General features: G+C 44.4%; 25 protein-coding genes. 12 read left to right on the top strand and 13 right to left on the bottom strand.

The annotated features are described in order from the left end of the window. Positions 1-6: 6 nt before the first annotated feature. Together rlmF and R7040_RS01665 are read right to left on the bottom strand one after the other, a co-directional pair. Complete coding sequence (rlmF, locus tag R7040_RS01670) at positions 7-1,134, bottom strand: 23S rRNA (adenine(1618)-N(6))-methyltransferase RlmF (RefSeq protein ID WP_258470003.1); 1,128 nt, start codon at positions 1,132-1,134, stop codon at positions 7-9. Then, the gene (locus R7040_RS01665; RefSeq protein WP_258470004.1) at positions 1,121-1,636 is read right to left on the bottom strand and encodes a M48 family metallopeptidase; all 516 of its coding nucleotides are present in this window, start codon (positions 1,634-1,636) and stop codon (positions 1,121-1,123) included. The genes rlmF and R7040_RS01665 overlap by 14 nt, the downstream gene beginning before the upstream one ends. A 138-nt stretch (positions 1,637-1,774) precedes the next feature. Between R7040_RS01665 and R7040_RS01660 the strand changes: the two genes are divergently transcribed. Further along, entirely contained in the window at positions 1,775-2,005 is a 231-nt protein-coding gene (locus tag R7040_RS01660; RefSeq protein ID WP_005377871.1) for a glutaredoxin family protein, read from the top strand. Positions 2,006-2,032: 27 nt separating this feature from the next. On the opposite strand, the gene R7040_RS01655 is transcribed toward R7040_RS01660, so the two are convergent. Then, positions 2,033-2,902 carry a LysR family transcriptional regulator gene (locus tag R7040_RS01655; RefSeq protein ID WP_005389786.1) on the bottom strand — a complete coding sequence of 290 codons (870 nt, stop codon included), beginning with the start codon at positions 2,900-2,902 and terminating at the stop codon, positions 2,033-2,035. Positions 2,903-3,008: 106 nt separating this feature from the next. Between R7040_RS01655 and R7040_RS01650 the strand changes: the two genes are divergently transcribed. The 3 genes from R7040_RS01650 (at position 3,009) to R7040_RS01640 (ending at position 5,579) form a co-directional block, all read left to right on the top strand. Further along, on the top strand, positions 3,009-4,232 hold the full coding sequence (locus R7040_RS01650; RefSeq protein WP_053306932.1) for an MFS transporter: 1,224 nt from the start codon (positions 3,009-3,011) through the stop codon (positions 4,230-4,232). 89 nt (positions 4,233-4,321) lie between these two features. Next, positions 4,322-4,894 carry a DUF1415 domain-containing protein gene (locus R7040_RS01645; RefSeq protein WP_053306933.1) on the top strand — a complete coding sequence of 191 codons (573 nt, stop codon included), beginning with the start codon at positions 4,322-4,324 and terminating at the stop codon, positions 4,892-4,894. Between the two features lie 109 nt (positions 4,895-5,003). Continuing rightward, on the top strand, positions 5,004-5,579 hold the full coding sequence (locus R7040_RS01640; protein ID WP_005377875.1) for a nucleoside triphosphate pyrophosphohydrolase family protein: 576 nt from the start codon (positions 5,004-5,006) through the stop codon (positions 5,577-5,579). 69 nt (positions 5,580-5,648) lie between these two features. Here the strand turns inward: R7040_RS01640 and btuD are convergent, their stop codons facing one another. From btuD to cobT, 8 genes are all read right to left on the bottom strand, one after another. After that, positions 5,649-6,416: a vitamin B12 ABC transporter ATP-binding protein BtuD gene (gene btuD / locus R7040_RS01635; RefSeq protein WP_017820884.1), complete on the bottom strand. Its 768-nt coding sequence runs from the start codon at positions 6,414-6,416 to the stop codon at positions 5,649-5,651. Further along, the gene (gene btuC / locus R7040_RS01630; RefSeq protein WP_053306934.1) at positions 6,403-7,398 is read right to left on the bottom strand and encodes a vitamin B12 ABC transporter permease BtuC; all 996 of its coding nucleotides are present in this window, start codon (positions 7,396-7,398) and stop codon (positions 6,403-6,405) included. Before btuC ends, btuD begins: the two co-directional genes overlap by 14 nt. Before the next feature lie 82 nt (positions 7,399-7,480). Further along, positions 7,481-8,509 (bottom strand): succinylglutamate desuccinylase, encoded by a 1,029-nt coding sequence (locus R7040_RS01625; RefSeq protein WP_005377878.1) that lies wholly within the window; start codon positions 8,507-8,509, stop codon positions 7,481-7,483. Positions 8,510-8,783: 274 nt separating this feature from the next. Continuing rightward, entirely contained in the window at positions 8,784-10,580 is a 1,797-nt protein-coding gene (locus tag R7040_RS01620) for a M3 family oligoendopeptidase (protein WP_138939952.1), read from the bottom strand. Positions 10,581-10,708: 128 nt separating this feature from the next. Continuing rightward, complete coding sequence (cobC, locus tag R7040_RS01615) at positions 10,709-11,323, bottom strand: alpha-ribazole phosphatase (RefSeq protein ID WP_053306936.1); 615 nt, start codon at positions 11,321-11,323, stop codon at positions 10,709-10,711. Between the two features lie 11 nt (positions 11,324-11,334). Further along, on the bottom strand, positions 11,335-11,868 hold the full coding sequence (cobU, locus tag R7040_RS01610) for a bifunctional adenosylcobinamide kinase/adenosylcobinamide-phosphate guanylyltransferase (protein ID WP_005389806.1): 534 nt from the start codon (positions 11,866-11,868) through the stop codon (positions 11,335-11,337). Continuing rightward, positions 11,865-12,671: an adenosylcobinamide-GDP ribazoletransferase gene (locus R7040_RS01605; protein WP_053306937.1), complete on the bottom strand. Its 807-nt coding sequence runs from the start codon at positions 12,669-12,671 to the stop codon at positions 11,865-11,867. The genes cobU and R7040_RS01605 overlap by 4 nt, the downstream gene beginning before the upstream one ends. Next, positions 12,671-13,714, bottom strand: coding sequence for a nicotinate-nucleotide--dimethylbenzimidazole phosphoribosyltransferase (gene cobT / locus R7040_RS01600; protein ID WP_053306938.1), 1,044 nt, complete (start codon positions 13,712-13,714; stop codon positions 12,671-12,673). Before cobT ends, R7040_RS01605 begins: the two co-directional genes overlap by 1 nt. A 248-nt stretch (positions 13,715-13,962) precedes the next feature. Between cobT and R7040_RS01595 the strand changes: the two genes are divergently transcribed. From R7040_RS01595 to purT, 7 genes are all read left to right on the top strand, one after another. Then, a complete protein-coding gene (locus R7040_RS01595; RefSeq protein WP_318081252.1) occupies positions 13,963-14,652 on the top strand; it encodes an NAD(P)H-binding protein in 690 nt (229 codons plus the stop codon). 200 nt (positions 14,653-14,852) lie between these two features. Beyond that, a complete protein-coding gene (locus tag R7040_RS01590; protein WP_318081253.1) occupies positions 14,853-16,226 on the top strand; it encodes an L-cystine transporter in 1,374 nt (457 codons plus the stop codon). A 157-nt stretch (positions 16,227-16,383) separates the two neighbouring features. After that, the gene (sbcB, locus tag R7040_RS01585; protein ID WP_085569561.1) at positions 16,384-17,805 is read left to right on the top strand and encodes an exodeoxyribonuclease I; all 1,422 of its coding nucleotides are present in this window, start codon (positions 16,384-16,386) and stop codon (positions 17,803-17,805) included. Between the two features lie 55 nt (positions 17,806-17,860). Beyond that, entirely contained in the window at positions 17,861-18,235 is a 375-nt protein-coding gene (locus R7040_RS01580; RefSeq protein ID WP_005397786.1) for a CidA/LrgA family protein, read from the top strand. A gap of 1 nt (position 18,236) precedes the next feature. Then, positions 18,237-18,914: an LrgB family protein gene (locus R7040_RS01575; protein WP_005377888.1), complete on the top strand. Its 678-nt coding sequence runs from the start codon at positions 18,237-18,239 to the stop codon at positions 18,912-18,914. A gap of 430 nt (positions 18,915-19,344) precedes the next feature. After that, positions 19,345-20,232, top strand: a complete 888-nt coding sequence (gene cdd, locus R7040_RS01570) for a cytidine deaminase (RefSeq protein ID WP_053350421.1) — start codon at positions 19,345-19,347, stop codon at positions 20,230-20,232. A gap of 143 nt (positions 20,233-20,375) precedes the next feature. Next, complete coding sequence (gene purT, locus R7040_RS01565; RefSeq protein WP_064353845.1) at positions 20,376-21,551, top strand: formate-dependent phosphoribosylglycinamide formyltransferase; 1,176 nt, start codon at positions 20,376-20,378, stop codon at positions 21,549-21,551. Positions 21,552-21,623: 72 nt separating this feature from the next. Here the strand turns inward: purT and R7040_RS01560 are convergent, their stop codons facing one another. Next, positions 21,624-22,274, bottom strand: coding sequence for a thiopurine S-methyltransferase (locus tag R7040_RS01560; RefSeq protein ID WP_021707633.1), 651 nt, complete (start codon positions 22,272-22,274; stop codon positions 21,624-21,626). A gap of 315 nt (positions 22,275-22,589) precedes the next feature. Here R7040_RS01560 and R7040_RS01555 point away from each other — a divergent pair, with 315 nt between their 5' ends. After that, the gene (locus R7040_RS01555) at positions 22,590-23,369 is read left to right on the top strand and encodes a phosphoribosylglycinamide formyltransferase (RefSeq protein WP_005377897.1); all 780 of its coding nucleotides are present in this window, start codon (positions 22,590-22,592) and stop codon (positions 23,367-23,369) included. Positions 23,370-23,491: 122 nt separating this feature from the next. On the opposite strand, the gene ihfA is transcribed toward R7040_RS01555, so the two are convergent. Then, on the bottom strand, positions 23,492-23,788 hold the full coding sequence (gene ihfA, locus R7040_RS01550; RefSeq protein WP_005377899.1) for an integration host factor subunit alpha: 297 nt from the start codon (positions 23,786-23,788) through the stop codon (positions 23,492-23,494). Between the last annotated feature and the right edge of the window lie 407 nt (positions 23,789-24,195).

Here is a 24,195-nt window from a genome sequence, read left to right as displayed (position 1 = left end):
TCAACGTTACTTTAGTTCAATCCATGCTTTGCGCTGTTGCTTATCCATGTATGACCAAGCTACAAAGCGGCTCACTTTCTGCCCTTGACTCATTTCAACCACACGAATGGCCTTCACACCCAATTTTTCAAGCTGCTTGCGCATCGGGCGAACGTTGTCTTTTTTGGATATAAGTGTCGTAAACCACAAGACCTGTGCGGCAAAAGCTTGGCTTTCATTCGCCATTTTTCGGATAAACGCCGCTTCTCCGCCTTCACACCACAATTCAGCGTTTTGACCGCCAAAATTCAACGCAGGTTTACTTGTCTTTACTTGTGCGGTTTGAGGTTTTAGCCCTTTCTTACGCTGGTTTGCTTTTAGATTATCGATTTTACGCTGGCTGCCCATAGCGGCATCTTCCGCCGAACGGTGGAATGGCGGATTACATGTCGTCACATCATAACGATCATTCGGTTGAATGATACCTCGATAAATATTGGCATCATTGTATTGCTGTATCAGTGCAATTTTTCCCGTCAAAACACGATTGTGCTCTACGATCGTTTGAGCCGATTGGATGGATTTTGGATCGACATCGCTGCCCGTATAGTGCCAACCGTATTTTGTTACACCAACAATCGGATAAATACAGTTTGCTCCCACGCCGATGTCCAACGCTTTCACTTTTTGGTGCGCGTACTGACCTTTTACTTCACTATCAAGTAGTTCTGCCACTCGGTGAATGTAATCAGCGCGGCCCGGAATCGGTGGGCAAAGGTAGGTGTCGGGAACGTCCCAGAACTCGATACCATAATACGCAGCAAGCAATGCTTTATTGAGCATTTTAACAGCGTTAGGATCAGAGAAGTTTATGGAGTCTTCCCCTTTCGGATTTTTGATAACGAATGGCTTTAACTGTGGTTCACTTTCCACGAGTTTTTTAAAATCGTAACGACCTCGATGAACATTACGCTCATGCAAACCATTCTTCGCTATTTTTATGAACTCGACTTCGCTCTTTCCTGCAGGCTGCGAGGATTTGCGCGCAACTTTGTCTTTAACACGCTTCGGCTTGGCTTTATTCGCGTCTGTATTCTGAGCCGCCTTTGAAGCCTTTGGCTTTGCTTGCTTCGCGTTGTGATTATTGTTCTTCATTCAAATTCGCTTTTAAATCGAGGTAAATCATAAACAAACGAGCATCAAATTCGAGTTGGTGATACTCAGGCTCCATGCTGCAACATAACTGATAGAACGCCTTGTCGTGGTTTTTCTCACGAGTATGTGCCAACTCATGTACCACCAGCATTCTTAATAGTGGCTCGGGCGCATCTTTAAATACATTGGCAATGCGAATCTCGTTTTTCGACTTAAGCTTACCACCATGGTTTCTACTGATTACACTGTGCAAACCAAGCGCATTGTTTACCGCGTGAATTTTCTTATCGTAGACAACTTTACTGATTGGCGCGGCTTTCTTCATGTAGCGATTTTTGATTGCCATGGCGTACTCATAGAGCGCCCTTTCGCTTTTGATTTGGTGCCTATCGGGATAACGCTTTTCGAACCAAGGAACAAACTTGCCACTCGCTATCAATGAGCTCACCTGCTCTACGATGTTTTGTGGGTAGCCTTGAATGTATCGAAGTGACGGATGCATAGAGTTAACGTCTGTTATGACAAAATAAAGGCGCTCAATATACCTGAGATAAAGGACAGTTTCACCTTAGCTTTCGCCTTTCATTTATGGTGAAAGGCCGTTAAACTTCGCCTCCCAATGATAATGGAGAGAAACTCAATGAAACGTGTCGTCCTTTACGTCAAAGACAAATGCCCTCACTGCAAAGATGCTCAACGTTATCTGGATTCGAAAAATATTAACTATCGTTTGTGCAATGCTAAGATGCAACGCGGTCGCAAAGAACTTGATGCGCTTGGTGCTCGTTCAGTGCCAGTTTTAAAAATTGGTGATCGGGTAATGATTGGCTGGAACCCAAAGAACTTCGAGAAGATGTACAAAGGCGACTAGTGCTCGGACGATGAATCTGCGCTGCGTTTAAACGTAGCGCTTGATAAAGTCGATAAACGTTCGATCTGCTATTGATAAATACCCCTGCTTGCGCCAAGCAAGTGCCAGATCCAGCGTCACTGGTGGTTCAAACGGTAAGCCAACAACGCCCGACTCATGTTGAGTCACCAATTCCAGTAACGCGGTAATCGCAAACTCTTGTTTTACAATACTCAAAATCAAAGGCAGTAAGTTGGTCTCGAATGATGACTTCATGGTAAACCCATGCTCCTCACTCACCTGATCCAAAAATTCGCGGTGAAAATAGCCATGCTGAAACATAACCAAATCGTGTTCAAAGAACTCATCAAAAGTAAGAGCGTGTCGCTGGGCTAACTCATGCTCAGGTGAAACAACTGCGACCATTTGGCTAGTAAACAAATGGTCAGTTTCTAGATCATCAGGCACATTATCACAACTGATCACACCAATATCGAGTTGACCATTGAGCAGCATACGACGAATCGATTGAGTTCCAGCTTCGACCAAGGTCAATTTTAACTCAGGGAATTGGCTTTTAAACGCCATCACAATTCGTGGAAAGAAATAACTGCCCATCATTGATGGCGTCCCTAGTCTTACTTCGCCTTTCGCTAAACCTTTCAACTCATCAATCGCGAGCTGCGCGTCGTGCAACTGTTGAATCACCCGCTTAGCATGTACAAATAACGTTTCGCCCTCTTTCGTTAAGCTGATTTTTTTATCATCACGGCGAAATAGGGTAACGCCCAAAGACTGCTCAAACTTTTTGATAGAAATGCTTAATGCGGGCTGGGCAATATGCAGGGCTTTCGCCGCATGGGTAATGTTTCCGTGTTCAGCGACCGCCAGAAAATGTTTAAGTTGTTTCGATTCCATTAGATCAAAAATATATGGTGTCCATATTTTTAATATATTTTTTTAATTTATAACGAACTGATAGATTGATCACAGTCTCTCCATTTGCTCACATTAGGCAGGATTCATGGTCAGTTTTGGCACACCGGAATACAAACGCATTACGCTCTCGCTAGCGCTTGGTTCCTTCTTGGTTTTTTCAAATTTATACCTACTACAGCCAATGCTGCCCACTTTTGCTCAAATTTTCACGATCTCAGAAACGCAAGTGAACTGGTTATTTGCGGCCTCAACACTCGCTCTCTCTTTTAGCCTCGTTCCAATGGCTGTGTTGTCAGAATCAGTGGGAAGAAAGCCAGTCATGATGGCTGGTCTGTTTTCGATTCCTACCCTTTCCGCTTTGATGCTGTTTGGTGACTCATTTCTGTTTTTGGTGGTATGTCGAGCACTGATCGGTGTCGCGCTCGCAGCTTTTGCTGCGGTCGCCGTGGCTTACATGGCAGAAGAGCTCGACAAGCACGCTTTCTCGATGGCAATTGGAACGTACATTGCGGCTAACTCATTAGGCGGTATTGCAGGGCGTATTAGCGGCGGCTTATTGGCGGACAATTTCAGTGTTGATGTCGCCATTGAAGTTATGATGGTGTTCACTCTTCTTGGTGTCATTGGCGTTCACTATTTATTGCCAACACAGCGCAACTTCACTCCGTCATCAAACAGCTTACGCCATCAAAATCGTGCGCTTATTGGTCATTTTAAAAACCAACGCGTGTGGTTCGCGATGCTGATAGGAGGACTTAACTTTGCTTTGTTCGTCAACCTATACTCCGTCATGGGTTTCCGTCTGGTGAGTGAACCTCACAATGTGCCCGTCGGGTTGGCCTCACTGATATTTATTTGTTACTTGGGAGGGACTTTCTCCTCTCGTTGCGCAGGCCACTGGAGTAAACGTTATTCATCAATCCTCGGTATGTTCTTAGGCGCGATAGTGAGCATGACGGGGATGTGGATTGCGGCGGTTGAAAGCTTGACTGCAATGCTAGTTGGATTGTTGCTGATAAGTTTTGGTGCCTTCTTTACTCATACCCTCGCCTACGGTTGGGTCGGTCAGAATGCCACTCGCGCCAAAGCCACCGCGACAGCGCTCTACTTAGTACACTACTATGTAGGCGGTAGTTTGGGAGGATTCTTACTTCTTTATTGTTGGCAACATGGTGGTTGGTCGAGTGTTCTTATGGGGGGAAGCGCAGTCTACCTAGCAATGTTTGCTGCAATTGCGTATCTGAAACACATTGCCGAAAGAAAGCACACTGACCAAACACCTGACGCGGCGAGTTTAAAGAGTAGCTAAGGTACGCTCATTTGCGTAATACCTCTCTGGTTACTTAGATAACCAACTCTGCTATGCTTGGGCTACTTTAATAAAAACCAGAAAGTCGTATGTCAACGCGTTCAACACAAAACACAGATATCGAAGCGATCACTCAACAGGTCGATCAATGGCTCAACGATGTGGTAATCGGACTCAACCTTTGTCCGTTTGCTGCCAAACCGCAACGTAATAAACAAATCAAAATCTTTGTTAGTGAAGCGACTCAAGAAGAAGCGCTTCTTGAAGATATTTTATTGCAACTGATTGAGCTGAGTAACACAGAGCCCGAACAACTTGAGACCACGTTGGTTGTGGTTCCCAACATGCTACAAGATTTCTGGGACTACAACTTTTGTATCGATTGGGTTGAAGGATTAATTAAGCAGCAAAACTGGGAAGGCATTTTCCAAGTAGCGACTTTCCATCCGGATTACTGTTTTGGCGGCGCAAGGCCTGAAGACGACGAAAACCTGACCAATCGTTCTCCTTACCCAATCTTCCATTTGATTCGCGAAGAGAGTATGGAAAAGGTACTAAAACACTATCCTGATCCTGAATCCATTCCCGATACAAACATCGCTCGTGTTTCCTCCCTTTCAGAGGAAGAACGTAAAAAGCTGTTCCCTTACCTATTTCGTTAAGCACCACCATTCCCAAAGGCAGATTTATCACCAGTTAGATGCAATGCCCTTGGGGTTCAAAGTGCGGTTTGGTATCATTGCCGCTTCAATCGATTCAATGGAAATTAGAATGCAACTGTCAAAGCTAACCCAAGAGATTTTTGATCACTTATACCGTGATATCACCGAGTTCCGTAGTACGTTCGACTTACCAGTCGCAGACGCTGCAAGCCTTGATACGCAAGCAGACACACTACACACCTCTTTGGCGATCGAAGAGCTAACAGAGCTAGCAGAAGCAGATTGTAAAACTGAGCAAGCAGATGCCATCGTAGACAGCGTGTATGTATTAATGGGCCGTCTCGTTCATCTTGGCCACAGCAAAGTAGAAGACAATCTGGCGATCAGCTACTTAATTGATCTTCTATTAAACGTTGCGGTAAACCGTGGTATCGAGTTTATTCCTTGCTGGGATGAAGTACATTCAAGCAACATGAGCAAAGTATGCCGTAACGAGCAAGAGTACTCAGAAACAGAAGCATTCTACGCAGAACAAGGCATCAAGTTGATGGCGGTGCAGAAAGGTGAATACATCATCGCGAAATGCGCCGAAGATTTCGTATCGGAAGGTAAAACCATTCGTAAAGGCAAAGTACTCAAATCTGTTTACTACCGCCCAGCAGATCTAAAGCCGCTAACTCAGTAAGCGTTGAGTTTGGCTTTCTCGATTAAAAAAACGACCTCAAGTAGGTCGTTTTTTTATTGTCCCTAAATACTAATCAAAGATTAAATAAGGTTGCTCATCTACGATGACCTTTTTGACTTGAGTATTGAACACTTCCCCGAGCGCTTCTTCCGTTAGCACAGTATCGGCACTTCCTGATGAGTGCAGCACACCGTTGTTAAGCAGCAATACTTTATCTGCGTGCTTTAATGTGCGATTGAGATCGTGATTAGCAACCAATACTCCAATTCCCTGCGCCGCCATAGCGTTAATCAATTGATAGAGCAGACCCTCTTGCGCAATATCTAACGGTGCTGCTGGCTCATCCAAAATTAAAAACTGCGAAAAAGGATTAATGGTACGCCACACCTGCAAACATACACCTGCTAATCGGACACGCTGCCACTCACCACCGGATAATGTTTGAATACTGCGATGAAGCTTATCTTGCAGTTGTACCAGCTCCACCACCATATTGACGGCATCACGCACTTTGATATCCGCAATCTCAGCACCACTTGGCAGAGATAAAGCGAGATACTGAAACACATCAACATTAAACGCTGGGCGCGATTGCTGACACAAATAACCTCGAACATGAGCTTGCTCTGACAACGGTAAAGTAAGCAAGTTTTTGTTGCCAACGTACACTTCACCACTCATACCGTCTCGGTGACTTAACGTACCAGAAATCGCAGCCAATAAAGTACTCTTACCGGAACCATTAGGCCCAACGATATGTACGATTTCGCCAGCTTTGCATTCAAAAGAAAGAGGCAATAATCGACTACCAACCGACATATGTTTAACGTGCATCATGACTCTTCACTAGCATCCAGATGAAAATAGGTGCGCCAATCGATGTTGTCATGACACCTAAAGGTAACTCTGCGGAGTCCAATAACAGTCTTGCGCCGATGTCAGCAAATACAAGCAACGCAGCACCAGATATTGCAGAAAGTGGCAATAAATAACGGTTTTCCGTACCAAAAGCCAAACGCAACAAGTGCGGCACCACCAAACCAACAAAACTGATGATGCCACCCAAAGCGACTGAACTACCCACCAAAACAGAAATGGCGAGGATCAATTTCCAACGCATTTGATGCACATCGACACCCAATTGGGTCGCATGAATCTCACCCAGCATCAATTTATCAAGCGACTTGCCTTTACAACATAACCAGGTAAGCACCGGTAACATCACCAAAGTAACGGTATGTTGATACCAACTTGCACCGCCAATACTGCCCATTAACCAATACATCAGTTGGCGTAAACTGAGATCATCACTAAAGTAAAATGCCCAGGTCACAATCGCGCTCGATAAAATACCCAATGCGACCCCAACCAAAAGCAATCGAGCCGTCGTCAGGTGCATTGCCCTTGCTATCGCCACCAAAACAAACGTGAATACCATCGAGCCTGCAATCGCTGCCAACATAAAAACAATCGGGGTAGGAAGAACAGGTGACGCGAACATGATTAAGACCATTGCTAAGCTTGCGCCACCAGAGATACCAAGCACGCCAGGTTCAGCCAACACGTTCCCAAGCAACACTTGTAACGTCGCGCCAGATACCGCTAACGCAGCACCAATAATTGCCGCAGACACTAACCTCGGTAAACGCAAGTCCACCAATAACTTCTGTTCAAATGCAGATAAGGATTGAAAAGGAGAAAGGAAAATTTCTCCGACCATCAAGTGAATGGCAGAGAGTACAGCGAGCACGATCGACATAACCATCAGGTTACGTTGCCAGCGTCGTTCCTTGTTCAGGATAAGTTGTTGAAAATCCATAGCGGCCGATAAAAACAAACGAGGCTTAACCTTACAGTTAAGCCTCGGTAAATTGCAATTAACTTCTCAAAGCAATGTTGGATTAATCGTAAACCAACTCACCCTCTTCAAAACGGGTTTTCACTTCACAAACCATCAGAGCTGCACGTTGACCTATTGCGACGTGGCGGTTCGGGAAGACAATCGCTTCGTTTTCATTCTTCGCCATTAATGGTTTGTCGCCATCATGACCAAACACTTCGCCGTGAACAAATGAGGTGAAGTTTTCAACATTGTCGTCGAACATAAAGTCAAAGTCTTCGTTCAAACGAACGATTGTGCGACTTACGCGATACTTAATGCATGGTTTTGGTAAGTGTTCTGGCTTCGTTTCCGCAATCAAATTACGTAAAGACAAATCAAACGCGGTCAGTTTATCGAGGTCATTTTCACCGATACGAGCCACACGGCCAAGCTCCATTGTGAGAGCCTGCGCACCAAAATTCTCGGCACTGTACCAGCTAAACGTGCTCGATGGTGAGTTTGACAGGAGCACTGCTTCAATGTGTGCACTGTCCAAGAAATCGATCAATGCCTTGCTGCGCACAGGATGACGAGTCTTAGGACTTACTGCAAACGTATAGTGCTTCGAGCCTCTAATCGCGCAGTGTAAATCAAGGTGCCAGCGTGTTGTCGGGTCGGTATCCTGATAAAAATCTCGAACAAGCAGCTTAAGCGTATCGGCGATAACAAGCTCTTTTGTCTGTTTGTGTTCTTTTTCGTCAAACAGACGGTTGAGATTTTCTTCGAGGAATCGCGTGTGCGCCAGAGTGGATTCTGGGTGAGCGATAATGAACAGACAACGGGTATCGACCGTCTGGAACCCAGATTCTATGTCTTGAATAATGGAATCCACCAGCTCCATCGGTGCGGTTTCATCTCCGTGAACCCCACAAGAGATGATGATGTTCTTCGTATCCTGAGTATAATTCGCAGGGATTACTTCTAATACACCACGCTGATAGAGTTTAAGTTTTACACCGTTAGAAAGCACCTGCTCCGCTGGTGCAACATCAATATGAACATCTAACGTGTCAGTTAAAAACGATTGGCGAAAGAGAGACTTCGTCATGCGTTACTCCTTAATAGCACGGCGGATATGTTAATAAATTGTACAAAGGATTTTTGTTGCTGCGATCTCACTTATGAGTAGAAATCACTATTTCCCTCGAAAATCCGATGCCTTTTCGCGCCAGGCACTCAAATCAAGCATTGAGGCGTTTAATTTTCAAACAATTACAAAGTGTTAGGGCTGTGAACTTTACCACAGCCCTGATTAAGATCATTATGATTTGATCAAATTTTTGTAGCTATAAAGCAGATTATGCATCAACACTGCGAAAAACTTAGCCGCGCTGTGCGAGCAAACGCTCAAACTCATCGACTTTTTCACGCACTAGCTCAACACTCTGCTGCCAAAACGTTGGCTGGGTTAAATCCATCGACAGATGCTTTTCGACGACATCTTCCGCCATCATGCAGCCTGTATCGCGCAGCAAATTGATGTAATCGGTGTAAAACGCTTCGCCTTTGGTTTCTCGCTGTGCATAGATACCCTTGCTAAACAAGAAGCCAAATAGGTATGGGTAGTTATAAAAGCTCACGCTATCAATAGAAAAGTGCAGCTTGCTTGCCCAGAAGTACGGATCCGGTTCGCTCATTACGTCGCCATACCATTCTTTCCAAGTTTCTGACATCAACTCACAGAAATCATCTGCGGTTAACTCTCCATCCTGGCGGCGTTCATAAAACGATTTTTCAAACTCGTAGCGAACCGGAATGTTGATCATTAAAGCTAGCGCAGATGACAACTCTTCCCACAACATCTCGAGCTTTTCATCAACGCTCTCAGCTTTCGAAATCAAATGATCACGAACGATGTTTTCTGCAAAGATAGAGGCGGTTTCTGCTAACGTCATTGGGTAGTAAGTTTGGCAAAGTGGCAAATCACGAATAACCCAGTTATGGAACGCATGGCCAAGTTCATGTGCCAGAGTCATAAGGTCTGAACGGCTGCCACTCCAAGTCATAAACACAAGTGGTGTTCGCGTTGCTGGCAGTTTGGTGCAGTATGCGCCAAGACGCTTGTTAGCATTTGGCGCGGCATCAATCCAACCATTTTGTACCATCAAACGGACAAACTCCGACATCTCAGGGTTTACTGTTTCAAATGCTTCACAAATAACATCAATCGCTTCATCAAAGTCGTAAACCTTCGCTTCACCGCTCAAAGCAGGCATAGCCGCCAGATGATTCCAAGGTTTCATCTCATCCAGACCATGTACTTGCGCCATCAATAAACCTGCTTTCTGACCAATAGCTCGACTGTCTTTGGCGACTGTCATCATCGCATTTAAAGTTTCAGCTTGGATTCGGCTACCATGCAAACTCGGCTCTAGGAAGTGAACTTCACGCTTCGTAGAACGCTTTTTGTTTTCAGTTAAGCGCCATCCTGCTAACGCATTCAAAATCGCAGCGAATGATTCTTGGTGCGTTTGCATTGCATCTTGTACGCCTCGCCACGCGGCTTCTTGACGCTCGAATTCAGAACCATAAAGAATGCTTGCCGCTTGAGAAAACCCAAGCTCTTCACTATTACCATCTGTGTACTCAAGCTTCACTTTCAATGAGCCAGTCAGGTTATCGTATAGGTTACCCCAAGCCGATTTGCCATCCACACTCATCGCAGCCAGTAACTGTTCTTCTGCGTTGCTAAGACGAGTATCCGCCAACTTTCTAGAATTCAAGATAGAAAAAGCTTGCCCACTGATATCAGGATTCTCATGGTCTAACACGCGCAAGATAAACTCTTCGTCGGCATGAGTTAATGTCAAATCAAAGGGACTGAACGCTTGGGAAAGCTCCGAAAAGATGCGGGTCATTTTACCAAGTAACGATTTCGCTTCGGCGTTTGTTGCATCAACAGAAGCATAACAACTCGCAAAATTTGCAACTGTGCCCGCTAAACGACTCGCGGCTTCATTGGTTAAAATCGCATTTTGCATGATCTCTACGTTGCCACAATCTGCTGATTGTTTATTCAAAAGATCAATACATTGTTCCACAAGAGCAATATCGTCTTGAATTCGTGGGTCAGAAAGGTCGTTATAAACGATGGACAAATCCCAACTCGGCGTTGTCATTTCTATATTTCCTTTTTATGTAACTGAGTCAATTTTCGCTTCCTGCACCTAGCAGATAGGCTTCCACTGACATCTTCCGTGACTATGCCCGTAAGCAATATCGTTCTGGGCATTTTAATATTTATAAATTAACGAGTTAAAAGAGGTACGCCAATCGAACGCACCGAGGCGTAAATTTGCTCATCTATAGTAATTGTTATATGCGTGACAGAAGCGTTTCCTATCGACAACGTCGAATACCACTTTGGGTTACGCCAATCTAACTCCAATACATGAGCAAGAATCATACGAATGACGCCACCATGCGTGACGATAAGTAGATTGTCATTGATATCGTTGATGATTTGAGACCAAACGCGACATATGCGCTCAGAAAATGTGCTTAAGCTCTCAGCATTCGGCAACGTATGTTGTGCTGGCGATTGCCAAAAAGCATCTAGCTTTTTCCACTGCTCAGTGAGCATATCAAAAGGCATACCATCAAAATCACCAAATGCCATCTCTTGTAAAGACTCATCCGTCATTACTGGTAATAATTGCTGTTCAGCAATGATGTTTGCCAGTTCTTGACAGCGTGAAAGCGGAGAAGAAATTATTCCTCCCACACCTCGTCCACTCTCGGCCCAAGCCCGAGCAATACTCTCTTGATCAGCAGGCGTAACTTTTACATCTGTTTGGCCATGGAGTCCTGGTGGAGCGTCTACTTTTCCATGACGCACAAGATAGATATTGAGTGTTTTCATTTTGTTCCATCCTACTCTTTAAGAACCAACGGCAAACCAGCAGCAACAAAGGTAACGCGATGGCAAACACTGGCTAGTTTTTGATTCATCCGTCCTGCATTATCCACAAAATAACGACTAACCGCCCCCAAAGGTACAATGCCCATTCCAACCTCGTTAGAGACGAATATTAACGTCGCATCTGAGCCACGCACCACCTGTATAAGCTTTTCAATTTCTGCTTCTAGCTTCTCATTGGAACATTCATCACCTAACTCAAATATCCAATTGTTGAGCCACAAGGTTAAACAATCGACCAATACAACATCGGTGGTAGCGAAATTTGTCAGTAACTCAGATAAATGAAGCTGGCATTCATGCTCTTGCCACTCGCCCCCGCGTTGCTTTTGATGATGCGCTATTCGCTCTCGCATTTCTTGGTCAAATGGCAGCGCGGTTGCAACATAGTGTAATGCTCGCTGAGAAGCGACCGATAATTGCTTAGCTGTTTTTTCTGCCAAATGCGACTTCCCAGAGCGCGCGCCACCGAGTATCAATTGCTTCATGAGGAGTGATACAACCCAATCATAGTGAGATAAACAAGCAGTTCCGATAGCTGCTGCGCTGCGCCAAGGCAATCCCCCGTAAAGCCGCCAATTCGCTTGGTTAACCAACGTTTGAACATCAAACGAAATACCACGAGAACAAGCGATATCAAGATCGCATCCGCGAAACCAAGCACAAGCAATGTTACGCCACCAGTAAACAACAAAATGGAGACTTCTAGAGAAGACTGGCGACTTGCTAGCGGTTTACTTTTCGACGTATCACTGTCACTGACATAAGGCATGTCATAAATAAGCGTCGCTGCTAGTGCTCGGCTTGCGGTGTAAGCGACGACAATGACCAACCAAAAGTGCGGCAAGTTAGCCAGTTCACTCCAAAAAACATACTTAGCCAATAACGCCATAATGAGAGTGGCGGCACCATAAGTGCCAATACGACTGTCTTTCATAATAGAGAGGCGTCGCTCTACGGTCATGCCACCGCCAATGCCATCCGCCATATCGGTCAAGCCGTCTTCGTGAAAAGCCCCAGTTAACAATAAGCTAAACACCATCGTTAATACTATGGCAACCGACTCTGGGAAAAAAATTGAGGTGAGCGAGAATACCAAAGCGCAAAGTGCTCCAAGCACGAGACCAACTAACGCAAAGTAACGGCCTGCCTGATTCATGCGTTCTTCACTGTAAGGCAACGCTTGGGGCACGGGTAAGCGGCTAAAAAAACTGGTAGCTAATAGAAATAACTCCCACTGGTATCTTAACGATGACGGCGTGACTTTCTCAGAATTATCAGGGACTGACACTATACTGTAACTCCTGCACTCTCGAAGCTCGCCATTTTGTTGTAAAACTGAGCGGCAGCTTTTAACAAGGGTAAGGCAAGAGCGGCTCCTGTTCCCTCCCCTAGCCGTAAACCAAGGTCGAGCAGAGGTTCTGCTTTAAGATGTTCCAATACAAATTTATGTCCATTTTCTTCAGAGCGATGGGCAAACAACATGTATTCACGCGTTTCTTCATCTAGCAACGTCGCAATATAAGCCGCTACCGATACGATAAACCCATCCACTAAAACTGGAGTTTTAAGCCGCTTGGCTTCTAAAAAAGCGCCCACCATTTGTACGATTTCAAAACCTCCAGCCTGTGCAAGAATCGCTTTAGTATCAAGACCTCGACATCGGTTTACCCCCTGTGCTACCAATTTATATTTGCGGCTCAACTGCTGTTGATTGATTCCAGTGCCAACGCCAACACAATAATCAATATCTAATGAGCTCAGCGCCGATAACAGTGCTGAGGCCGAACTGGTATTACCGATGCCCATCTCACCGAACATCAAGAGGTTTGAACCATGCAAAATGGTTTGCTCAGCAATCTTCGCACCATATTCTAAACCTAGCGCCACTTGTTCTGGGGACATCGCGGATTGTTTAGAAAAATTAGCCGTACCGTTACCCAACCGTTGTTCAACCAAGTTGGGATGGGATTTAAATTCTGGAACAAGCACATCAATAGGAGCCAACATGCCGCAATCTATTACTTTGAGTTGAATGCCATTGATGTCGCAAAAACAGTTGATGGCTGCGCCGCCAGCGAGAAAGTTAGCCACCATTTGCTGAGTGACTTCGCTTGGCGCAATGCTCACACCCTCCTCTGCAACGCCGTGATCTCCAGCAAATACCAGCATGCTTGGTTTGCAGATAGCGATGGAATCAACTGGCTGAGGTTTATTCTGACTTTGAATAAGAGCTAACTGCAGTGCCACCTTTTCCAATAAGCCTAAAGAACCGACGGGTTTGGTTTTGTTATCTATGCGTGCTTGTATCTCCGCAGCAAAAGAGTCATCCATTTTTTACGTTCCTTTGATGTTATCTGGGTGAGAGGTGTTCTGTTGTTCAAGAGGTCTTGTTCAGCGACAGTTTTTGCGCGCCCACTATTGTATACACTTGCATCCAATTGGGGCAGCGCTAATCAAGTTTATCTCAGGATAGTCTGCCGAGTTCGCAGAGCGTCTCACCTTTCTTGCACGAGATTATAAGTAACTCGTTGAAATCCGCTACAATAGCTTAGACTATATTCCCATATAGAAGAAAAGATATGGATAACAACACCTGCTCAATCATCGCCGGTGCAACTGGCTTAGTAGGCTCAAAAGTCATTGCAAACCTCATAAATCAATCAGGTGTTGGAACATTATATTATCTTTCTCGCCGCCCACTCGATGGCGTCCTAGATGTGGACAACAAGCTTATTCCTCTCATTGATGCAGACCTTTCTATCCACCAATGGGATGAGAACCAACCAACACCAACCATCGGCTTTATCTGTTTAGGCACGACCCTTAAGCAAGCAGGCAGTAAGGATAATTTACGTAGAGTAGATGTTGATCTGGTGTGTAAAGTCGCCCAACAGATGAAAACGATCGGAGTCAAACGCCTTGCGGTTGTTTCTAGCCTTGGTGCAAATAGTAAATCACCATCCCATTACTTAGCCTGTAAAGGACAAATGGAACAAAGAATCGAAGCTATGGGTTTTGAGGAAATCGTGTTTGTTCGCCCAGGCCCGCTTGTTGGTCAACGTCAAAACCCAAGAACGGACGAGAAGTTAGTGCAAACTCTGTTTAAGGTAATTCGCCCACTCATGCTTGGCAAACTGTCCAACTTCTTACCTATTCGAGCGGAAGATGTCGCCAAAGCGATGATTTATCAACTTTTCAGTTATCAAGAAGACTCGGTGGTTTACTTACAAAGGAAAGAAATGCGTGACTTACTGCATCACTACGAATAACCATTTTGTACAATTAACGTGCTAATTCACACTCTCATGCGACTTAGATCTCGTTTTTATATTCATTTTAGATCTAGCTAATACCCGTTTGTCATTTTTAAAGTTATATCACGAGCGTTATCTTACGCTCCATAAATAAATCCGTATAAAACCCCGTATAAAAAACAACCGCCACTTCGGCTGGTTGATAAGGTCAAATTATGAATTTTGCAGTGATAGCCTCTCTAGCCGTCTTTGTTGGCATATTGTTCTTTCTATTTAATCAACAACAAAAGAAACACACTCTTTCACGTCTCGTTTTGATCGGTCTTGTTACCGGTTCTCTTTTTGGTCTTGCTTTGCAACTCATTCACGGTGAAGGCAACAGCGCTATTGCTCAAACACTTGAATGGGTAGGCATTGTAGGCAGTGGCTACGTTGGTCTACTGAAAATGGTCATCATGCCACTAGTATTGGTATCGATGATCTCTGCAGTTGTTAAATTGGAGAAAGGTGGATCATTAGGTAAAATTTCTGGCCTGACCATCTCTGTTCTTCTAGTAACGACTGCAATTGCTGCACTTATCGGTATCTTGGTGACAACGACATTTGGCCTTTCAGCAGAAGGTTTAACTGAAGGCGCGCGTGAAACCGCTCGTATCGCCGTTTTAGAAAGCCGTGCTGGTACAGTAAGTGACCTAACTATTCCTCAAATGCTAGTTAGCTTCATTCCAACCAACCCATTTGCTGATCTAACAGGTGCTCGCTCGACATCAATTATCGCTGTTGTGATTTTCGGCGTGTTAACTGGTATCGCCGCTCGTAAAGTGATGATGGAAAAAGCAGAGTTGGAATCACCTATTCGTACTTTCGTAGAAGCAGCTCAGTCAATCGTTATGCGATTAGTGAAGATGATCATGGCGCTAACGCCATACGGCATCGCAGCACTGATGGCAAAAGTGGTAGCGACATCAAGCGCAGGCGACATCTTAAACCTATTTGGCTTCATTGTGGCGTCTTATGTTGCTATCGCACTGATGTTTGTTGTTCACGGTGTATTAGTCTCTTTTGTCGGCGTTAGCCCTGCGGAATACTTTAAGAAAATCTGGCCTGTACTGACCTTCGCGTTTACATCTCGTAGCTCAGCAGCAACGATCCCACTAAACGTAGAAGCGCAAATCACCAAGCTTAACGTTCCACCAGCGATTGCAAACCTATCAGCATCGTTTGGTGCCACTATCGGCCAAAACGGCTGTGCGGGTATCTATCCTGCAATGCTTGCAGTGATGGTAGCTCCGACAATGGGTATCAACCCTCTGGATCTTCACTTTATCCTGTCATTGATTGCGATTATCACCATCAGCTCATTTGGTATTGCAGGTGTCGGCGGCGGTGCGACGTTTGCAGCCTTGATTGTTCTTCCTGCAATGGGCTTACCTGTGACCATCGCGGCGCTGCTTATCTCTATTGAACCATTGATTGACATGGCACGTACCGCACTAAACGTTTCAGGTTCAATGACTGCGGGTACAATTGCTAGCCGAGTGCTGAAGTCACCAGAAAGTGAAGCAACATTGGAAGAAACACGAGCATAGAACTCAAATTCCTTCCAAAGCGATAAAACGTAAAATATCAAGCCGATGGTTCGCCATCGGCTTTTTTCATTTTCAAAAATTCAACTTGCATCTTTCGTTGCTAGTCAAGGCGTTGAATGGTCTAATACTGTCATCGGTTTTGTAAACGGTAAGCAGAATGCACCAAGATAATCAGCCCACTTTTTTCTTCTTTGATTATGAGACATGGGGAACCAACCCCGCGAAAGATCGCCCAAGCCAGTTCGCTGGTGTTCGTACAGATGAAAACTTTAATATCATCGGCGAGCCTTTAGTCATGTACTGTCAACCACCGGCTGATTATCTTCCGTCTCCTGAAGCTGCGCTTATTACTGGTATTACTCCGCAAAAAACGGTGCAAGAGGGCCTTTCTGAGCCAGAGTTTATCGCTAAGATTCACGCTGAACTCGCAAAACCAAATACTACCAGTTTAGGCTACAACAGCATTCGCTTTGATGACGAAGTGACCCGTTATACTTGTTATCGCAACTTCATCGATCCATACGCATGGAGTTGGCAAAACGGTAACTCACGTTGGGATTTACTCGATGTACTACGCGCGTGCCATGCCCTTCGCCCAGAAGGCGTAGAATGGCCAGAAAACGAAGATGGCTTCACTAGCTTTAAATTAGAACACTTGTCTGTGGCTAACGGCATAGAACATAGTAACGCGCACGATGCCATGGCAGATGTGGTTGCGACTATCGAAATGGCAAAGAAAGTAAAAGCAGCGCAACCAAAATTGTTTGATTACTTTTTTTCTATGCGCCAAAAGCGCAAGCTCAATGATTTAGTCGACATCGTCAACATGACACCGTTGATGCACGTTTCAGGCATGCTAGGGCGCGAATGCCAGTACACTAGCTGGATTGTGCCTGTTGCTTGGCATCCAACCAATAATAACGCCGTTATCACCATCGATTTAGCGAAAGACCCTCAACCTATTCTTGAGCTATCCGCAGAAGAGCTGCACGAAAGACTCTACACTAAGCGCGAAGATCTTGGTGAATTGCTACCAGTGCCAGTTAAACTAGTTCATTTGAACAAATGCCCTATTCTCGCCCCTGCAAAAACGTTAACGGCTGAAAATGCGGAGTCTATTGGCATTGATCGCCAACAATGTCTCGCTAATCTCGCTTTGTTGCGCCAACATCCTGAAATTAGAGAAAAGCTGATTAGCCTCTTTTCCGTCGAGCGTAAATTCGATAAAAGTGATGACGTCGATACACAACTTTACGACGGGTTCTTTTCTCCGGCTGATCGCGCAGCTATGGATATCATTCGCGAAACCGATCCGAATAATCTTGCCGCATTGGACATTGAATTTGATGACAAGCGCATTAAACCTCTATTGTTCCGCTATCGTGCGCGTAACTTCCCAGGCACATTAGACGAGCAAGAACAAAGACGCTGGGCATTACACTGTCGAGAAGTGTTTGAAAGCCAAATTGAAGAGTACATGCTGAATTTAGAAAACTTAGTTCACGAACATGAAAGTGACGAAAAGAAGATTGCGATATTAAAATCCGTGTACCGTTATGTAGAGAGCTTAGCTTCCTAACTCCTCCTAATACAAGCGCACCTTATGGTGTGCTTGTTGTTTATATACTGTCAAAATGATTAAAGAACGATTCTTACAACTGATCCAACTGCTCATTTCAATCTTCCTCATCATGGGAGCACTTGGCATCGGAATTACCATTCAAAAGTTCACTGGCGTTTCCGTTCCAGGAAGTGTCATCGGTATGCTCGTACTGTTTTTCTCCATGACTCTTGGGCTTGTAAAAGTCGACTGGGTCAAACCGGGCGCCACGCTATTTATACGCTATATGATCTTATTGTTCGTTCCTATCAGCGTGGGATTAATGCAACATTTCGATATGCTACTCGCTAATGCCCTCCCTATCATTGCTAGCGCAGTTGGAGGCTCACTCATTGTACTAGTCAGCCTCGCTTGGCTGCTGGACTACTTGTTAAAGGAGAAGCACTGATATGTGGTTAGTTGTTACCATTGCGGTTTTTCTTGTCGCGCGCCAAATTGCAATCAAAGTGAATAATCCTCTAGCAAATCCTTTGCTGATCAGTATTGCAGTGCTCATTCCTTTGCTTACTTACTTAAATGTACCGTTTGAAACGTATTATGCGGATAACGAAGGGATCAGTTTTTTACTTCAACCAGCCGTAGTTGCTCTGGCTTATCCACTATATGAACAACTACCACAAATTAAAGCAAACTGGCGAATCATCACTTTTGCTTGCACAGTAGGCAGTGTGATGTCGATGATGACAACCACCTTGATCGCAGTCGCTTTCAAAGCGGATATCAGTTTAATCGCGAGTCTAGTGGGTAAGTCCGTCACTACACCAATAGCGATGGAAATATCGAGTCACCTCGGTGGTGAAGCCGCCGTTGCAGCGATCTTGGTTCTGATTGTCGGTTTATTGGGCGCAATTTTGGCATACCCAATTTACAATTTGATTGGAATTAAACACCCGATTGCACGTGGTCTGACAATGGGTACAGTCTCTCATGCCTTAGGCACCGCTACTTGTGCAGAGAAACAGCCCATAGATGCCGCGTTCTCATCACTCGCATTGGTTTTATGTGGGATCATAACTTCTATTTTGGCTCCAAGCTTTTTTGCTTTGGCTGTCTGGCTATATCAATAGTTAAGCGCTCTCGGTCTGCCCTCCTTCCGGCAGGCCGTAGCCTTTCCGCTTCTTCCTTACCCTTTTCAAAACCCTATCTTATCTATCAACCTCACCCAGTAATATCGTGAAGGGACTTGATCGAGATATACATTCATAGCATTAGCATTCTAGGTGCTACCACTCGCTCTAGATTACGTAGGCATAAAGTAGCATAGCGGTAAAAGTCGCGTTAGTAACATACTCCTGCTCCTTGGTCATATGAATATATACTGATATGGTTAATTGTGAGACGGAGATAACGCTTCACACCTGTGCAATCGAATACATGTGTGAGCTCACTCTAATTATGTAACAGAATTATCAATTGCATTATTTATCGTGATCTAACGCACGGAACATTTCTATCTTTCACATAGAATAACTGTCCATGCAATAACAAGGATTCAACATGAAAAGTCGCATTGAACAGGCGCTAGCAGGCGCTCCAGAAGCACTTTCCAAACAACTTGCTCCTATCATCCAAGCTGATGATTTTGATGCTACGCTTTCAGTTCAACAATTTGAGCAGTTGCTTTCAGCTACCGGTCTATCAGACAAAGAGCTTCGTGTTGCGCTACTTCCTTTTGCCGCAGCGTACTCCTATGCTCCCCTTTCTGACTTTTATGTCGGCGCTATCGTTCGTGGCCTTTCAGGTCGCCTTTACTTCGGTGCCAACATGGAATTCTTTGGTGTACAGTTGGGTCAAACGGTTCACGCAGAGCAGTCTGCGATTAGCCATGCTTGGATGAAAGGCGAACGTGGTGTTAAGGATATCACTATCAACTTCAGCCCATGTGGTCACTGCCGCCAGTTCATGAATGAGTTATCTACCGCAAACGAGCTTAAAATCCAGCTCCCAGAACGCGAAGAAAAGTCACTTCATGAATACCTGCCTGAAGCCTTTGGACCAAACGATCTCGGTATCGAGTCCGGCTTAATGGCAGAAGTTAAACACCAATTCTCATGTGATGATGAAGACGCACTCATCCAAAGTGCAGTTGAAGCGATGAACATGAGCCACTCTCCATACACCAACAACTTGAGTGGTTTAGCATTAGAGATGACTAGCGGCCGTGTATTCCAAGGCGCTTATGCAGAAAATGCAGCGTTTAATCCTAGCTTGCCACCGCTACAAGTTGCGCTAATCCAAGTTTTACTTGCGGGTGAAAACTTTGACAGCATCAAAGCCGCTGCATTGGTAGAAAACTCTGAAGGTAAGATCAGTCACTTAGCCGATACGCAATCAACGTTGGAAGCGTTGAATCCAGATATTCCGCTTAGTTTTGTCAACGTATAAACGACAAATTCAACAAAAAGCTCTACAACATGTAGAGCTTTTTTATTACCTAAAAACCAAAAGCAAACGTTTGCTTTGTCATAAAACTTCAGTATGATCTCCTGCAATTTCTGTCTCATCACTCTATTTTGTAAGGGAACACTATGTTTGGCACTGCAACTAGCGCAAATGCTACCCGTGTATTACTTTTAGGCTCTGGCGAACTCGGTAAAGAAGTCGCCATTGAATGCCAGAGACTTGGTTTAGAAGTGATTGCTTGTGATCGCTATGCCAATGCTCCAGCGATGCAAGTCGCTCACCGTAGTTATGTTATCGACATGTTAGATGGGAACGCCTTAGAAGAAGTTATTACGAAGGAACAACCTACTTACGTCGTACCAGAAATTGAAGCCATCGCAACCGGCAAACTGGTAGAGCTTGAAGAAAAAGGACTGAATGTTGTTCCAACCGCTAAGGCAACCAGGCTAACAATGAATCGTGAAGGTATCCGACGTTTGGCAGCAGAAGAACTGGAATTGACGACTTCACCTTATCGTTTTGCAGATAACTTTGAAGACTTCAAAGCCGCGGTTGAGCATGTGGGTATTCCGTGCGTGGTGAAGCCAGTGATGAGCTCTTCCGGTAAAGGGCAAAGTGTTATCAAGACCGAAGACGACGTTACAAAAGCATGGGATTACGCTCAGGAAGGCGGACGTACGGGTGCAGGTCGCGTTATCGTGGAAGGTTTTATCGACTTCGATTACGAAATCACTTTATTGACCATCAGAGCCGTTGACGGTGTGCATTTCTGTGCTCCAATTGGTCATCGTCAGGAAGATGGCGACTACCGCGAATCATGGCAACCGCAAACTATGTCAGAAAACGCAGTAAAAGCAGCTGAATACACGGCTGAGAAAGTGGTAAACGCGCTCGGTGGCTACGGCATCTTTGGTGTAGAGCTGTTTGTCAAAGGCGATAAAGTCATTTTCAATGAGGTCTCTCCTCGCCCTCACGATACGGGCATGGTTACAATGATTTCACAGGAAATGTCTGAGTTTGCTCTCCACGTGCTCGCGTTTACCGGAATGCCAATTAATAATATTGTGCAATATGGCCCATCTGCGTCTGCTGTTATTCTTGGACAAGGAACTTCCACAAACATTCGCTTTGAAAACCTAAGCAAAGCTTTAGCTCAACCTCAAACACAAGTTCGTCTATTCGGTAAGCCAGAAATCGATGGCCGCCGCCGTTTAGGTGTTGTCCTTACGCGACGAAAAACCACCGAAGAAGCCGTTCAAGATGCTGTTGAAAGTGCTTCAAAAGTGAATATCATTTATTAAATACGAACCACTCATACAAAAATAGCGCAGCTCAACTTGCTGCGCTATTTCGTGTTCCAAACCGAAGAGAGCCTATTCACTCTCGATTAAGTACACTTCTTCAGAGAAGCGACTTAAGCCTTTTTTCGCAATTTTAGGATGATTCTCGTCAGCTTCATCTACGTTCAAACAAGTAACTTTGTAACCTGAAAATAACTGCTCAATCTCTTCGACCGGCACGCTAAATGGAGGCCCCGCCATCTCTTCTTGAGGATAGTTGAGTGTAACAAGCAAAATACGACCGCCTGGATTCAGCAGTTGCTTGAGACGCTCTACATACTCCTCTCGCATATCTTGCGGTAAAGCAACCAACGCGGCGCGATCATAAATGATATCGGCTTGAGATACTGGTGCAGTGAAAAAGTCCCCAGTATAAATAGAGAGCTCATCAAATTGATAAAGCTCGTGCATGCCATTAAGAGGCGTTACCGTTGGCGTGTAAAAATGTTCAGCAAAAAAGGCACGCACAGCGATATGGCTTAGCTCAACACCTTCAACCGAATCATGCTTCATCGCTAGCCAAATCAAGTCTTCTGACTTTCCACATAAAGGAACTAACACTTTATCTTCACGCTTTGGATTAGTGTGTTTCCAATATACTGGTAATAGCGGGTTTACATCTTCCAAGTGAAATCCGATTTGATTGCTGGCCCATTTGTTATGCCAAAATTCTTGGTCTCTCATTTTACTTTCTACTTGTCGGCTGTTTTCATTTTGAGAGGTAAGACTAACGTTTTTTTTCAATTTGTCTATGCCGTTCATCTTTGGTTAATACTGCGGTGATAGGATGTAATCGGTCTCATAGGAGATGCGCCTTTATCTGATAATCAGAATAAAGAAAAGAGAAATGGTGATCTAACGCACGATTCTACTTCAAGATAAAACTGAAACCTTGGAATCTTTCGTAATGGCCCCATTTATAAGTTAGTACCTGATTTGCCGAACTTAGCGACCTTTATGTTCCCTATTTTCTAAGTACAAGCAAGTTAAGGAGAGTGAATGAGCTTATTTCTTCGTACTACAGCATTGATGCTTTTGGTACTTAGCCGTGCACCGGCATTTGCCGCACTTCCAATTACCCCTGCGCCTAATGGCGAACAAAATCGTTCAACCAGCCAAAACGAAGTTTGTTCGAAACTTTTTAAACACAGCCTTAGCGGTTTATATGGCATTCAGTCAATCGACACCACACCAACTCAGCCATATTCTGACTTCGACATTCTTTACAGCAAAGCTCACCAAGCGCAATTTGAACTTGAAACTATCTGTAAAAGTACCGCACTTCTTAATGACGCTCAGCCATACTTCGCAGGCGTGAAATCCAAACAACGAGCAGAAGAAAAGATAGCTTTAGAGTTAGATGGGAAAGTTGAACGTATTACTGACCTAGCACGTGCAACGATTGTAGCTGAAGACGTCGCGAGTTTAGTCTCCATTTATGAAACGTTAGAGCGTGAAACAACGATTGTGAAAGTAAAAAATCGATTCAAAAAACCTGGCCCTTCAGGATATAGAGACTTGAACTTGCTCGTTCGTTTACCAAAAACAAACCTAGTAGCCGAAGTTCAACTGCACTTGAAAGCAATCGCAGATGTAAAAAGCGGTCCCGAACACGACCTATACGAAAAAATCCAGAAACTAGAACGTCAAGCGATGTTGGAAAAACGTGAGCTAAGCGAAATAGAGCTTGCCTCTATTCGCAACATGCGTACACAGTCTAAGAACTTGTACCAACAAGCATGGCAACCATACTTAACAACGCATCTAGAAGCGGCGTAACCGATATCATTAAGCGTCTCTCATAAACAGAAAAACCACCGCATTACGGTGGTTTTCATTTGTATGCACACGAATTTTACGCAAAAAAAAGACCACGCCTTAGCGTGATCCATTTATTCGGCTTACTGTACTTTCTTCAGGTTTTCTACACGAGCTTTTAACTTCTGACCCGGGCGAAAAGTCACTACACGTCGAGCAGTAATTGGAATATCTTCACCAGTTTTCGGGTTACGACCAGGTCGTTCATTCTTGTCACGAAGATCAAAGTTACCAAAACCTGACAGTTTTACCTGTTCGCCACTTTCCAGTGCCTTACGAATCTCTTCAAAGAACACTTCCACCGTTTCCTTGGCGTCCCGCTTACTAAATCCTAATTTATCAAACAGGTTTTCTGCCAGTTCGGCTTTTGTGAGCGCCATAAAACTTTCCTCAAAGCTATGTTAAACAATGCTACGTTAGTGTAGCGCCAGAGCAGTTTTACCCTACCAATTCAACAACATATCGGGGTTACATCAGGAAGTGTATGACAAGCTTATGATTTTCGCCAACTTTTTTCTTGGCGAACAAAAGGAATAGCACTACGTAAATTATTGTTAAACGCCAGAAATTTGATATTTTTGTTTTTGTTTCATCTTTATCAGGAAAAACATCCAGATTATAAAACTAAAAGTAGTTTAAATATCAACATTAAACACTATTTAATAAAAATATCAGATATTGGTTATTTAACAGACACTTGACATAGAACTTGTCGTAAATTCAGTGATTTGTATGTAACTCGATACGTAACAATTAGATTAAAAGGTATGACCACCTGTACTTTGCA

This window comes from Vibrio sp. 1069, assembly GCF_033340555.1.
This window is presented reverse-complemented; position numbering and strand designations above follow the sequence as displayed.